This window comes from Comamonas sp. FUJ_7, from assembly GCF_057369555.1.
The window spans coordinates 289,890-304,004 of the sequence record NZ_JBXXZI010000004.1 but is presented as its reverse complement, the minus strand read 5'-3'; the positions used below and the strand labels follow the sequence as shown (position 1 = coordinate 304,004).

Here is a 14,115-nt window from a genome sequence, read left to right as displayed (position 1 = left end):
AATTCCCAAAACCTAGGAGACAAACATGGCCATCAATGCGACAGCAAGCACGGGAGGTAAGTCGGCCCCGCGGCCGATGAGCCCGGAAGAGCGCAAAGTCATCTTTGCGTCTTCACTCGGAACGGTTTTCGAGTGGTACGACTTTTATCTATACGGGTCTCTGGCGGCCATCATCGCCAAGCAGTTCTTCAGCGGTCTGGATTCAGGCTCGGCCTTTATCTTTGCGCTGCTGGCCTTTGCGGCGGGCTTTATCGTGCGGCCCTTTGGTGCGCTGGTGTTCGGCCGTCTGGGCGACATGATCGGGCGCAAGTACACCTTTCTGGTGACGATTCTGATCATGGGCGTCTCCACCTTCATCGTGGGAATCTTGCCCAACTACGCCAGCATCGGCGTGGCAGCCCCCATCATCCTGATCGCACTGCGCATGCTGCAGGGGCTGGCGCTGGGCGGCGAGTACGGCGGTGCCGCCACCTATGTGGCCGAGCATGCGCCGCACGGCAAGCGCGGTGCCTATACCTCGTGGATTCAGACGACGGCGACGCTGGGTCTGTTCCTGTCGCTGCTGGTAATTCTGGGAGTGCGCACCTCTTTGGGCGAAGAAGCCTTTGTGGACTGGGGCTGGCGTATTCCTTTCCTGGTGTCCATTCTGCTGCTGGCCATCTCGGTCTGGATCCGCATGACGCTGTCCGAGTCGCCCGCCTTCCAGAAGATGAAGGCGGAGGGCAAGGTCTCCAAGTCTCCGCTCAAGGAGTCCTTCGGACACTGGAAGAATCTGAAGATTGTGATCCTGGCTCTGCTGGGCCTGACGGCCGGCCAGGCCGTGGTCTGGTACACGGGGCAGTTTTACTCGCTGTTCTTCCTGACGCAGCAGCTCAAGGTCGATGCAGTGACGGCGAACTTGATGATCGCTGCGGCACTGCTGATCGGTACGCCTTTCTTTGTGATCTTTGGAACGCTGTCCGACAAGATCGGCCGCAAGCCCATCATCATGATGGGCTGCATTCTGGCGGTGCTGACCTACTTCCCCGTCTTCAAGGCGCTGACCGAAGCGGCCAACCCTGATCTGGCCGCTGCTCAGGCCAAGAACAAGGTGGTGATCGTGGCCGATCCTGCGGAGTGCTCTTTCCAGTTCAACCCTACCGGCACGGCCAAATTCACCAGCTCCTGCGACGTGGCCAAGCAGGCGCTGGCCAATCGCTCGGTGAGCTATGAGAGCGAGGATGCGCCGGCAGGCACCCCTGCAGTCATTCGCATCGGTGAAGACACGGTTGCCAGCTACTCCATGGCGGGGTTGAGTGCGGATGAGCTCAAGGCCAAGGGGGCCGAGTTCAATAAGACAGTGACAGAAACGCTGAAGAAGGATGGCTACCCCGACAAGGCAGATCCAGCCAAGATGAACAAGGTCATGATGATTGTGATCCTGACCTATCTGGTGCTGCTGGTGACCATGGTCTACGGCCCCATTGCCGCCATGCTGGTGGAGCTATTCCCCACGCGCATTCGCTATACATCGATGAGCTTGCCCTATCACATCGGTAACGGCTGGTTTGGCGGCCTGCTGCCGACCATGTCGTTTGCCATCGTGGCGCAGACCGGAAATATGTACAACGGCCTCTGGTATCCCATCATCATTGCGGGAGTGACTGCGGTCATCGGTACGTTGTTCGTGCCCGAAACCAAGGACCGGGATATCTACGCAGATGATTGATTGAATGCCCGGGTGCTTCAGTTTCTGAAGCATTCCAGCCAAGGCCCGTCTCGCGATTGCTGGATGGGCCTTTTTGCTTTGCTTTAGCACTTATGGATTACAGCAGTGTGGCAGCAAAGCATCATTGGCTCATTTTTTTGTCATGCAAATCATGCTTTTCAGAGACGCGAACCTAGAATCACTCCTAGCCGCGAGAGGGCAGGAAGCCTACAAGCCGATGCGGTACAAAACACTATCCCAGGATTTAGGAGCATTGAATGACCAAGATGACTCGCATCGCTCTGGCCACACTGGCTGTGATGGGCGCAACTACCGCAATGGCACAGAGCAGCGTGACGCTGTATGGCCGTATCAACACCACTGTTGAGCACCAAAAGCTGGGCGACCAGTCAGCCACGGGTATGGTGAATAACGCTTCTCGCTTTGGCTTCCGCGGTACAGAAGATCTGGGCGGTGGTCTGAAGGCGGGCTTTGTGCTGGAGTCCGGCTTCAGCTCCGACACTGGCGCTGCTGCATCGACCTTCTTTGGTCGTCAAAGCGAAGTGAATCTGTCGGGCAACTTCGGTATGGTTCGTCTGGGCAACTTCTTCCCTGAATCCTATTTCGCATCTGCTGACTACGTCAGCATGCATAACCACGACACAGGTCCTTCTTCGGACGCGCTCTACCAAGATCCCAACTGGATGGGTGCTTCGACAGGTGGTCAGGGCGGTCCCGGCGGCCTGGGCACGGGCAACAAAATTTCTTATCGCACTCCAGCCATGGGTGGTTTCTGGGCGGAAGGCTCCGTGTCTATGCACGAAAAAGCAGCTGACACCAACCGCAAGAATGGCTACGACCTGGCTGCCAACTACAACCAAGGGCCTCTGGCACTCGGCGCTGGCTACAGCCGCTGGAACAGCAATTGGCAAGCCTCTCTGCGCGGTCTGTACACCTTTGGTGCTGTGACTCTGGGTGGTTACTACCAGCGCAACGACGAAACGCTGATGGGCTCGCGCAACAACTTCCGTCTGTCGGCCATGTATGCCATGGGTGCATCTGAATTCCACGCGAACGTGGGCCGTGCCAATAGCTGGAGCAACCTGTCCAGCTCTGCAGCCACTCAGTTCACGCTGGGCTACAACTACAACCTGAGCAAGCGCACCAAGGTCTATACCTACTACACCCGTGTGAACAACGGAAACAATGCGAGCTATGGTTATGGCAATGCCATGAGCGACAGCATGACTGCTGGCCAGCCCACAGGCAAGGACTTCAGCTCCTTTGCGCTGGGTGTCCGCCACGCCTTCTAATTTGTGCACCGCGCAAGCGGTGTCTCCAGCAACTGCAGCTGATAATGCAGACCATTACTCCAAGTTCATACCCCATGTCGAAAGGCATGGGGTTTTTTCATGTCTGTATGACTGCTGAGAAAAGCAGTAATGCACATGTATTCCAAAGGCCCATGTCCTGGCTGCCTAGAATGTTTGGCCTCCATAGAAAAGACCGCAGAACATGACGCAGGGCCTGATCCGTATCCGTGGTGCTCGCCAGCACAATCTTCGCAATCTGGACATCGATATCCGCACCGGTGAGCTGACCGTGGTCACCGGGCCCAGCGGCTCCGGCAAGTCCAGTCTGGTGTTCGATACGCTCTACGCCGAAGGCCAGCGCCGCTATGTCGAGACCTTCTCTGCATACGCGCGCCAGTTCCTCGATCGCATGGACAAGCCGGCTGTAGACAAGGTCGAAGGCGTGCCGCCCGCGATTGCCATCGACCAGACCAACCCGGTGCGTAACTCGCGCTCCACCGTGGGCACGATGACGGAGATCAACGATCACCTCAAGTTGCTGTTTGCGCGCGCGGCCCAGCTGTTCGACAGCAAGACCGCCATGCCGGTGCACCACGATACGGCAGACAGCATTTACGCCGAGCTGGCTCAGCGCTGCGAAGCGGCGGGGGATCCGCGCATTGCCATCACCTTCCCGGTGGAGCTGCCAGCCAACACCACGGCCGAAGAAGTGGAGCAGTGGCTGTCGGCCAGCGGCTTTACCAAGGTACAGGCCGAGCGCGAAGTGGAGCGCGCCCAGCCTGTGGCCGATGAGGTGAGCAAGGGCAAGAAAAAGACCAAGGCTGCACCGGAAAAAATCAAGGTCTTGGATGTTATTGCTGACCGCTTTCGCCTGAGCAAGGCCGAACGAGCTCGCGCCATGGAGGCGATTGAAGTGGGCCTCAAGCGCGGTAGCGGCAGGCTCACGGTCTATGTACTGCCAGAGAGTGGTGCAGAGGTTGGCGAGCCCGAGCTGTGGAAGTTCTCCCTGGGTCTGCATTGCCCCGAGAGCAATCTGACCTATCAGGAGCCGATTCCCTCGCTGTTCTCGTTCAACTCCGCGGTGGGCGCCTGCGATGCCTGCCGTGGTTTTGGCCGTGTGATCGGGGTGGACTGGGGTCTGGTGATTCCGAACGAAAAGCTCACCTTGCGCACCGGCGTTATCAAGCCGATTCAGACACCGGCCTGGAAGGAAATTCAGGACGACCTGATGCGCCACTCCGAGGCTGAGGGCATTCCCCGCGACACGGCCTGGTCCAAGCTGACGAAGGAGCAGAAAGACTGGGTGATTGAAGGGTCGCCCAATTGGAACGGTAAGTGGAGCCAGACCTGGTACGGCATTCGCCGCTTTTTCGAGTACCTCGAAAGCAAGGCCTACAAGATGCATATCCGGGTGCTGCTGTCCAAGTACCGCAGTTATACCGAATGCCCGACATGTGGCGGTGCGCGACTCAAGACAGAAAGCCTGCTTTGGCGTATTGGCGGCAAGCAGGCTGCCGATGCCGTGCTGCCGCCCGGCGATGAAGGAGGCAGATACCAGCGCTTTATGCCGCATGGCGTGGGCTGGAGCCGTGAGCAGCTGGAAAGCCTGCCGGGCCTGTGTCTGCATGACCTGATGCGTCTGCCGATCACGCGCCTGCGCGAATTTTTTGCGCAGCTGGCACCGGCTGCCGATGCGGATAAAAACGATGGTGAGGCACAGGCGCTCAAGATGCTTCATGCCGAAGTCATGACGCGGCTGCAGTACCTGTGCGATGTCGGCATAGGCTACCTCACGCTGGACCGCCAGAGCCGCACGCTGAGTGGCGGCGAGGTGCAGCGCATCAACCTCACTACCGCTTTGGGCACTTCGCTGGTCAATACCTTGTTCGTGCTCGACGAGCCCTCGATTGGACTGCACCCGCGCGATATGGAGCGCATCACCGAGGCCATGCAGCGCCTGCGCGATGCGGGCAATACGCTGGTTGTGGTGGAGCATGACCCCGCCGTCATGTTTGCGGCAGACCGCATGATCGACATGGGGCCGGGCCCCGGCGCACGCGGCGGGCAGATTGTGTTTGATGGCACGCCCGAGGATTTGCGCCAGGCCGATACGCTGACGGGCGCCTATCTGGGCGGCCGCAAGCAAGTGGGTTTTGGCCTCAAGCGCATGGTGACAGAATCCACGCCGCGCCTGATTCTCGAAGGCGCGCGCGAGCACAATCTGCGCGATATCAGCGTGGACTTTCCGCTGCAGCGCCTGGTCACCATCACCGGCGTTTCGGGCTCGGGCAAGTCCACATTGATCCAGGATGTGCTGGTGCCAGCGCTGATGCGTCACTTCGGCAAGCCCACCGATGCGGCGGGCGCGTTCGAGCGCCTGCTGGGCGCGGACCATCTGGCCGATGTGATGTTTGTCGACCAATCGCCCATCGGCAAGACGGCGCGCTCCAACCCGGTCAGCTATGTGGGCGCCTGGGATGCGATCCGCGAGCTGTTCGCCGTGGCGCCGCTGTCGCGCCAGCGCGGCTACACGGCTGCCAAGTTCAGCTTCAACAGCGGCGACGGCCGCTGCCCGACCTGCGGCGGCTCGGGCTTTGAACATGTGGAGATGCAGTTCCTCTCGGACGTCTATCTGCGCTGCCCCGATTGCAACGGCACGCGTTATCGCCCCGAGATCCTCGAAGTGAAAATCGAGCGCAACGGCCAGCCGCTGAATGTGGCCGATGTGCTGGAACTCACGGTGGCCGAAGCCGCGCTGCTGTTTGCGCAGGACCGCGATGTGATCCGCGCTCTGCAGCCCATCGTCGATGTGGGTCTGGAATATGTGAAGCTGGGTCAGCCCGTGCCCACGCTGTCGGGCGGCGAGGCCCAGCGCTTGAAACTGGCAGGCTTCCTCGCGGAAGCGGCTCGCGCGCAAAGCAAGTCCAAGCAGTCGCTGGCCAAGAAAGGCACGCTGTTCCTGTTCGACGAGCCCACGACCGGCCTGCATTTCGAGGACATCGCCAAGCTCATGCGCGCGCTGCGCAAGCTGCTCGAAGCCGGCCACTCGCTGATCGTCATCGAGCACAATCTGGACGTGATTCGCGCCAGCGACTGGCTCATCGACCTGGGCCCCGAAGGCGGTGATGGCGGCGGTCTGATCGTGGCCCAGGGCACGCCTGAAGATGTGCGCCATGTGCAAGAGTCGCACACGGCCCAGGCCTTGCGTGAATACGACCTGGCCATGGGCGTGGGCGGCGAGGCGGTGCGCGAAGTTGCGCCCATGCTCTATAAACCAGAGCGCAAAGCCAAGGCTGCACAAGCACTGCAGGCCAAGAATGCGATTGAAATCGTCAACGCCAAGGAGCACAACCTCAAGTCGCTGACGGTCGATGTGCCGCGCGGCAAGTTCAATGTGGTGACCGGGGTGTCGGGCTCGGGCAAATCCACGCTGGCTTTCGACATTCTGTTCAACGAAGGCCAGCGCCGCTATCTCGAATCGCTCAATGCCTATGCGCGCTCCATCGTGCAGCCTGCGGGCCGTCCCGAGGTCGATGCGGTCTATGGCATACCGCCCACGGTGGCCATCGAGCAGCGCCTGTCGCGCGGCGGTCGCAAGTCCACGGTGGGCACGACCACCGAGGTCTGGCACTTTCTGCGTCTGCTCTATGTGAAGCTGGGCGTGCAGCACTGCATACACGACGATGCCATCGTCCAGCCTCAGACCGAGGAAAGCATTGCCGCGCAGCTGATGACGAACTTCCGTGGCCAGACCATAGGCCTGCTGAGCCCGCTGGTCGTCAACCGCAAGGGCGTCTATACCGAGCTGGCCGACTGGGCCAGACCCAAGGGCTACACCCATCTGCGCGTGGACGACGAGTTTTTGCCGACCACGGGCTTTCCGCGCATTGACCGCTTCAAGGAACACACGATTGAGCTGCCCGTGGCCAGTGTGACGGTGACCGCAGCCAACGAGAAGGAGCTGCGCGGTCATCTGCGCCAGGCGCTGGAGATTGGCAAGGGCGTGCTGCATGTGCTCTCGGGCATAGAGAATCTGGCGGACGCCATGCAGGGAGGCCAAAGCACGGCCGGCATTGGTGCGCTGCAGGTGTTCTCCACCCAGCGCGCTTGCCCAGTCTGTGCCACCAGCTATGCCGAGCTGGACCCCCGTCTGTTCTCCTACAACAGCAAGCATGGCTGGTGCCCCGACTGCGTGGGTACGGGCGTGAAGCTGACCAAGGACCAGCGCAAGGTCTATGACGACACCTTGCTGGCCGAAGACAACCGTGGCCGCGAGGTGAAGTTTGAAGGCCAGGAAGTGGAAGACCTGGCCGAGGTAGAGTGCCCCAAATGCCACGGCACTCGTTTGAACGCCACGGCGCGTGCCGTGAAATTCCACGGCGTGGGCATTACCGATATTGCCCAGCTGTCGGTGAGCGATGTGCGCCAGTGGGTGCAAAAGCTGGCGCTTTCGGGGCGCGAATCTGATATTGCACGTGACCTGATTCCGGAGATTCAAAGCCGTCTGGAGTTCTTGGAAGAGGTCGGCCTGGGCTATCTGACGCTGGATCGTGGCGCGCCCACGCTCAGCGGGGGCGAGGCCCAGCGCATCCGCCTGGCCGCGCAGCTGGGCAGCAATCTGCAAGGCGTGTGCTATGTGCTGGATGAACCCACCATCGGCCTGCATGCGCGCGACAACCAGATTCTGCTGAATGCTCTACACAAGCTGGGCGACAAGGGCAACACCCTGGTGGTGGTGGAGCACGACGAAGACACGATTCGCCGCGCCGATCACGTGATCGATATCGGCCCCAGCGCCGGCATTCGCGGCGGCCGTCTGGTGGCGGAAGGCACGGTTCAGGACATCATGGATGCCGAAGACTCGGTCACCGGCCGCTATCTGTTGCATGCCATGCGCCACCCCTTCAAGCCACGTCTTTGGGTGGGCGAGGGTGAGCCGCCCAAAGTGGAGACTGCTATCAATGCAGAAGCTGCTAGCGCTGAGGATTCATTGGTTTCAGATAAAAAACCATCTAAAACCAAGAAAAAGAAAGCGCAAGCAGCTACTGAAACAGTAGTGACTGAAGAGAGTAACGCGCTGCACTGGCTGACGGTGCTGGGCGCGAATTTGCACAACTTGCAGAGCGTGGATGCGCGCGTACCGCTCAAGCGTTTGGTGGCCGTCACCGGCGTTTCTGGCTCTGGCAAGTCCACGCTGGCGCGTGATGTGCTGCTGACCAATGTGGCTGCCTGGGTGCAGCAGCGCTCGACCAAGGCTGGGCGTGATGCCATGGATGAAGGCAAGTCACCTGCGCTGGTGGGCTGCAAAGGAATCAAGGGCTTTGAGACGGTGGACCGTGTGCTTGAAGTGGATCAGACACCGATCGGCAAGACACCGCGCTCCTGCCCTGCGACCTATATCGGCTTCTGGGACACGATTCGCAAGCTGTTTGCCGAAACGCTGGAAGCCAAGGCGCGTGGCTATGCGGCGGGGCGTTTCAGCTTCAACACCGGCGAAGGGCGTTGCCCGGCCTGTGAAGGGCAGGGCGTGCGCACCATCGAAATGAGCTTTCTGCCCGATGTGAAAGTGCCTTGCGAGGTCTGCCACGGCGCGCGCTTCAACCCCGAAACACTGGCCGTGACCTGGCGAGGCAAAAGCATTGGTGAGGTGCTGCAGATGGAAGTGGATGAGGCCGTGGAGTTCTTCGCTTCCATGCCCTCGATTGCGCACCCGCTGCAGTTGCTCAAAGACGTGGGGCTAGGCTATCTCACGCTGGGCCAGCCTTCACCGACTTTGAGCGGTGGCGAGGCCCAGCGCATCAAGCTGGTGACCGAGCTGACCAAGGTGCGTGACGATATTGGCCGCCGGGGCCAGAAGGCGCCGCACACGCTGTACGTGCTGGACGAGCCCACCGTGGGCCTGCACATGGCCGATGTGGACAAGCTCATCCATGTGCTGCACCGGCTCGTTGATGGCGGCCACAGCGTGGTAGTCATCGAGCATGACCTTGACGTGATTGCCGAGGCGGACTGGATTATCGACTTAGGCCCCGAAGGCGGCAAGGAAGGTGGGCGCATCGTCGCCACGGGCACGCCCGAGGAACTGGTGAAAATCGGCACGCATACCGGCAAGGCGTTGGCACCGGTGCTGGCGCGAGTCTGATAGACAGCGCGGCGGGAGATTATTGAATCCAGCCGCCGCGCTTGGCATGAATGCGGGTCCAGCTGTCATCCAGGCGGCCCCCGTGAATCTCGCAAGCGGCCTGCTTGTTGTATGTGCTCTCCGTGACGATGCCGAAGGGGTTGACGATGGAAGCCCGCACCGGGATGGTGATGGTCAACACCCGCTGATCCTTGGTGAAGTCCAAATAGCGTGTGTCTGGCGGCAGCTGCATTTCTTTCTGGTACCAGGCCAGGCACATGCGTGCCTCTTGCTCGTACACAGACTGTGGAATATGTGCAGGAGGTGGAGCCAGAGGTGCGCTGGGCTGCTGTGGAAGATCGATTACTTTTGCGCTACCCGACAGCGGCGCTTGGAGTGTTGGAGTACTTGGAATGACCGTGGTGCTCGCGCCTGCCGGGCAAGGTATGTCCTGATACCAGGTTCGCCCGCCCTCGTCGCAGCGGGTGATTGCATATGCGCCGGGGCTCAGGGCCAGCAGCAAAAGCCAGGGCAGAAGGGATTTCATGGTGGAGTGTGCAAAGCCAGAACAGCGTTCATTGTGCATAGGTGCCGGAGTGCTTCTATGTCATGCTTTTCCATGAAAAAAGGCTGCCGAAAGGCAGCCTTTTTCGATTCGCGTGGCAATGCTTACTGAAAGCCCAGCGTATGCGGCAGCCAGGTCGACAGCTCGGGGATAAAGGTCAGCATGCACAGCACGATGAAGTGGGCCACCAGGAACAGTGGCATCTCGCGTGTCAGATCGGTGATCGATACCCGTGTGGCGACCGAGGTTACGAACAACAGGCCACCGACGGGCGGCGTGATCATGCCCAGTGTCAGGTTGACGATCACCACCATGGCAAAGTGCGTGGGGTCAATGCCCAGGGTAAAGGCAATGGGGGCCAGGATGGGCACCAGAATCATCACGCCGGGCAGTGGCTCCATGAAGATGCCGAAGACCAGCAGCAGAATGTTCACCGCGATCAGGAACATCACGGGCGAGAGCTCCCAGCTCACGATCAGCTCGGACAGGTACTGCGGAATGCCCTCCACCGTCAGCACCCAGGCAAAGGCGGCGGATGTCGCCATCACCAGCAGCACGGATGCCGTGAGCATGGCCGAGCGCGCCAGAATGCCGGGCAGGGCCGACCACTTGAGCGTGCGGTAAATCCACTTGCCGCAGATCAGCGCATAGAACACGGCAACTACGGAGGCCTCAGTGGGCGTGAAGATGCCAAAGCGGATGCCGACCACGATCAGCACGATGAGCATCAACGCAGGGATGGCCTTGAAGCTGTTGGCCCACATTTCGCGTGCGCTGGGGCGCGGCTCGGTGCTGCGGTAGTCGCGCTTTTTGCAGACCCACCAGTTCACGGCAGCCATGGCCAGCGCAATCAGAATGCCGGGGATAAAGCCCGCCATGAACAGCCCACCCACCGACACGTTTTCATCCTGCAGCGCATAGATGATCATGCTGACCGAGGGGGGAATGATGGGGCCGACGATGGCGGTACTGGCCGTCAGTGCCGAGGCGTAAGCGCGGCTGTAGCCGGCCTTGTCCATCATCTTGACCATCATGGAGCCGGGTCCGGCGGCATCAGCCAGGGCCGAGCCCGAGATGCCCGAGAACATGGTCAGCGACAGCACATTGGCATAGCCCAGACCGCCGCGCACATGACCGACAAACTGCGCGGCAAAGCGCAGCAGCACGGCAGTGAGCGCACCACCCGACATCAGCTCTGCGGCCAGAATGAAAAACGGCACGGCCATCAGCGGAAAGCTGTCGATGCCCGTGAACATTTCCTTGAAGACGATCAGCTGTGGATAACGTCCACCGACAAAGACCGCCAGCGCTGCCGAGATGGCCAGCGCAAAGGCCACCGGAAAGCCTAGCGTGAGCAGGACGACGATGGCAACAAATAAAGTGATACCCATGATGTTTCAGTCAATCAGTGATTCATGGCGTGCTGCATGAAACCGGCAGGCCGTAAGCGCGGGGCAGCGAGCAAGGGCCGCCCCGCAGCGAGGCTGTCGTTCCCCTCCCGCGCAGCGAGAGAGGGGGAAGGCGCGCGGCGACTCAGGGGGTGTTTCATATCGACGCGGCTGCATCGGCGTCCATTTCGTCGGACTCCGCGAAGCGGCCTGAGGTGATGTATCCCTTGGCAATGAACAGCAGGTGAATCAGCATCAGCACAAAGCCCACGGGCATGGCGCCGTAGATATAGGAAATCGGGATGTCCGTCGCAGCGGTGGTTTGAAAACGCGTGGCATACACGTACTGCGATGAGGTGATGGTCATCACCACAAAGAACACGATCAGACTGATGACTACGACGGCACGCAGAACCTGTGCCTTGCGGGTGCTGACGGCACGGTGCAGATTGTCGATGGCCACGTGGCCGCCAAAGCGCAGCACCAGACCAGCACCCAGAAAGGTGACCCAGATCATCATGTGGCGGGCGACCTCTTCGGCCCAGACGATGGAGTCACCCGTGGTGTAGCGCAGCACCACGTTCGCAAAAACGATGCAGGCCATGGCCAGCAGCAGCACGATGAGCAGCCAGCGATTGCAGGCGACCAGAGTGCGTTCGATACGATCAAGCATAGGGAGTAAGGCGTCATGGATGACGCGCAGTGAGAGTGCCGTACTGAGGGGCAAGAGCAGGACGGCTGCATGGGCAGTGCCTGAAGTGGATGCGGCCCCCTAGACGGAAAAGCCGGTGACGAGGGCCACCGGCTGCGGACTCAGCCCTGAATTACTTCACGGCAGTGATGGCGTCCAGCGTCTTCTGGCCGAACTTCTTGGCGTATTCCTTGTAGGCGGGCTCCAGCGCGGTACGGAAAGCGGCCTGGTCCACCTTCTCCACAACCTTCATGCCATTGGCCTTGGCCTCTTCCACGCCCTTTTTCTCCACGGTGTCCACAAAGGCGCGCGATGCCAGTGCCCCCTTCTTGGCGGCTTCGGTGAAGGCCGTCTTTTGCGCGGCATTCAGCGAGCCCCAGAACGAGGGCGAGACGATCAGCGCCATGGGGGCGTAGACGTGAGAAGTCAGCGTCAGGTGCTTTTGCACTTGCCACAGCTTGGTGGATACCAGCACGGAGATAGGGTTCTCCTGGCCGTCAATCGTGCCCTGCTGGAGCGCGCCGATCACCTCGGGCCAGGACATGGGGGTGGGCGATGCGCCCAGCGTGCGGAAGGCCGTGATGTGCACGGGGTTCTCGGTCACGCGGATCTTCAGCCCCTTGAGATCGGCCACGCCATTGACGGCATGCTTGTTGTTGCTCAGATGGCGAAAGCCTTGCTCACCCCAGGACAGAGCCACCAGGCCGCGCTTTTGGAACTGGGCCAGCAGGTCTTGACCAAAAGCGCCGTCCATCACCGCACGGGCGTGTTGCGTGTCGCGGAACAGAAAGGGAATATCGACCACGCCCACGGCAGGCACAAAGTTGCTCAAAGCGCCGGTGGAGACAATGGCGGCTTCCACAGTGCCCAGTTGCAGGCCTTCGATCAGCTCACGCTCGCCACCCAGTGCAGAGGCGGGAAACTGCTTGAATTTGTAGGCACCGTTCGTGCCTTTTTCCACGCCTTCGGCCCAGGCATTGGCGGCGGCGCCGTAATGGGAGTTGACGGCCAGCGCATAGCCAATCTTGACTTCCTTGCCCTGGGCAAAAGCGCTGGCGGCGGTCAAAGCAGTCGTAGCTGCCACGGCCGTGGCGACGAAGGTGCGGCGAATCATGCGCATGGTGTTGGTCTCTCTGAAATGTTTTGAAATGAATTAAAAATTGTAGTGAGTACCAACAGTGGGTTTTTACGCATATGACGGTCGTCTTTTGCGTTTGATTACATCGCAGTTTGCGATGGCTTGCTGAAGCAGACGCAATGCTTTTCGCGCTTTATGTGACCGGCATTCCTGATGGCATTGATGCCCCTGGTGCATTCCTCTAGCTATGAAAAAAGCCCGCAGTAGCAAGACTTGCGGGCTTTATTTTGAGAGCGGGTAGCGCTTGATTGGTAATGATTTCAAATGTTTTTAATACTGAATTCAATTGCCAGTAAGCGCAAGGCGCTCTTATTTTTGAGATGTCAGAATCTGTTCGACCAGCTGCACAAAACCATCGCCGCGCTCGGCCTGGGTGACATAGCGGGGCAGGTGCTTGAGCTGGGGTACAAAGCGCTCGATATTGGCCACGCCCACCGACAGGGGAACGCTCTGGAACATGAGCTGGTCGTTGGTCGAATCGCCGATATAGATCCACTGGCCCAGCGTGGTGTCCAGGTTGATGTCGAATAGCTCGCGCACGATCCAGCGCGCGCCTTCGAGCTTGTTGTGATCGCCAAACCAGCCGTTGATATGGATGGAGCTGACGGTGGCATTCATGCCGGCAGCCTTCATGATGGCCACGCACTCATCGATCTGTGCCTGGGGCATGTGCGTGAACTCGCTGTGATCCACAGCGATATCGCATTCGCGGCCGGCAGAGTCGGTGGCGCGCTTGGCACCGGGCACCGTGGCTTCGATCTGCTCCAGCACCTGCTGCATGCGGGCAAAGTTGCGGGCACGCTCGGCATCGCCTTGCTGATAGAGCTTGTCCAGACCGCCTTGGGCATTGCGGCGCAGGGCCACGGCCCCGTTTTCGGCCACGATGGAATCCACGGGCCAGGCCGAAGCAAAAGGCACGCTCCAGCCCACGGGGCGGCCGGTGATGGGTACGACCTTCAGCCCCGCACTCTTGAGGCGTGCAATGGCGGCCACCACATGCTCGGGCACTACGCCATCGGTGGTCAGGGTGTCGTCGATATCGGTCAGCACGCCCAACAGGTTCTGGGGGACCGGCAGTTCAGACAAAGGGCGCAGAAATTCTTGGCTCACAACAAACTCTCAATACAGGGCAGATAACGCTGGAACTGGGAGTGGCCCAACGGCGGGACGCCGAGCAAGGGCCGCCCCGCAGCGAGGGCGTCGTCCCCCTCC

At 60.3% G+C, this 14,115-nt stretch carries 8 protein-coding genes; 3 read left to right on the top strand and 5 right to left on the bottom strand.

The window, feature by feature from the left end; translation table 11 throughout:
• Positions 1 to 25: 25 nt before the first annotated feature.
• The 3 genes from AC2I9W_RS08480 (at position 26) to uvrA (ending at position 9,142) form a co-directional block, all read left to right on the top strand.
• A complete protein-coding gene (locus tag AC2I9W_RS08480) occupies positions 26 to 1,708 on the top strand; it encodes an MFS transporter (protein WP_486409550.1) in 1,683 nt (560 codons plus the stop codon).
• A gap of 257 nt (positions 1,709 to 1,965) precedes the next feature.
• Entirely contained in the window at positions 1,966 to 3,000 is a 1,035-nt protein-coding gene (locus AC2I9W_RS08475; protein ID WP_486409549.1) for a porin, read from the top strand.
• Positions 3,001 to 3,202: 202 nt separating this feature from the next.
• Positions 3,203 to 9,142, top strand: coding sequence for an excinuclease ABC subunit UvrA (uvrA, locus tag AC2I9W_RS08470; protein ID WP_486409548.1), 5,940 nt, complete (start codon positions 3,203 to 3,205; stop codon positions 9,140 to 9,142).
• A 19-nt stretch (positions 9,143 to 9,161) separates the two neighbouring features.
• On the opposite strand, the gene AC2I9W_RS08465 is transcribed toward uvrA, so the two are convergent.
• The 5 genes from AC2I9W_RS08465 to AC2I9W_RS08445 form a co-directional block, all read right to left on the bottom strand.
• Complete coding sequence (locus AC2I9W_RS08465) at positions 9,162 to 9,668, bottom strand: hypothetical protein (RefSeq protein ID WP_486409547.1); 507 nt, start codon at positions 9,666 to 9,668, stop codon at positions 9,162 to 9,164.
• 122 nt (positions 9,669 to 9,790) lie between these two features.
• The gene (locus AC2I9W_RS08460) at positions 9,791 to 11,077 is read right to left on the bottom strand and encodes a TRAP transporter large permease (protein ID WP_486409546.1); all 1,287 of its coding nucleotides are present in this window, start codon (positions 11,075 to 11,077) and stop codon (positions 9,791 to 9,793) included.
• Positions 11,078 to 11,231: 154 nt separating this feature from the next.
• Complete coding sequence (locus AC2I9W_RS08455; RefSeq protein ID WP_486409545.1) at positions 11,232 to 11,747, bottom strand: TRAP transporter small permease; 516 nt, start codon at positions 11,745 to 11,747, stop codon at positions 11,232 to 11,234.
• 151 nt (positions 11,748 to 11,898) lie between these two features.
• On the bottom strand, positions 11,899 to 12,885 hold the full coding sequence (locus AC2I9W_RS08450) for a TRAP transporter substrate-binding protein (protein ID WP_486409544.1): 987 nt from the start codon (positions 12,883 to 12,885) through the stop codon (positions 11,899 to 11,901).
• 327 nt (positions 12,886 to 13,212) lie between these two features.
• Positions 13,213 to 14,013 (bottom strand): HAD-IIB family hydrolase, encoded by an 801-nt coding sequence (locus tag AC2I9W_RS08445; protein ID WP_486409543.1) that lies wholly within the window; start codon positions 14,011 to 14,013, stop codon positions 13,213 to 13,215.
• Positions 14,014 to 14,115 lie beyond the last annotated feature (102 nt).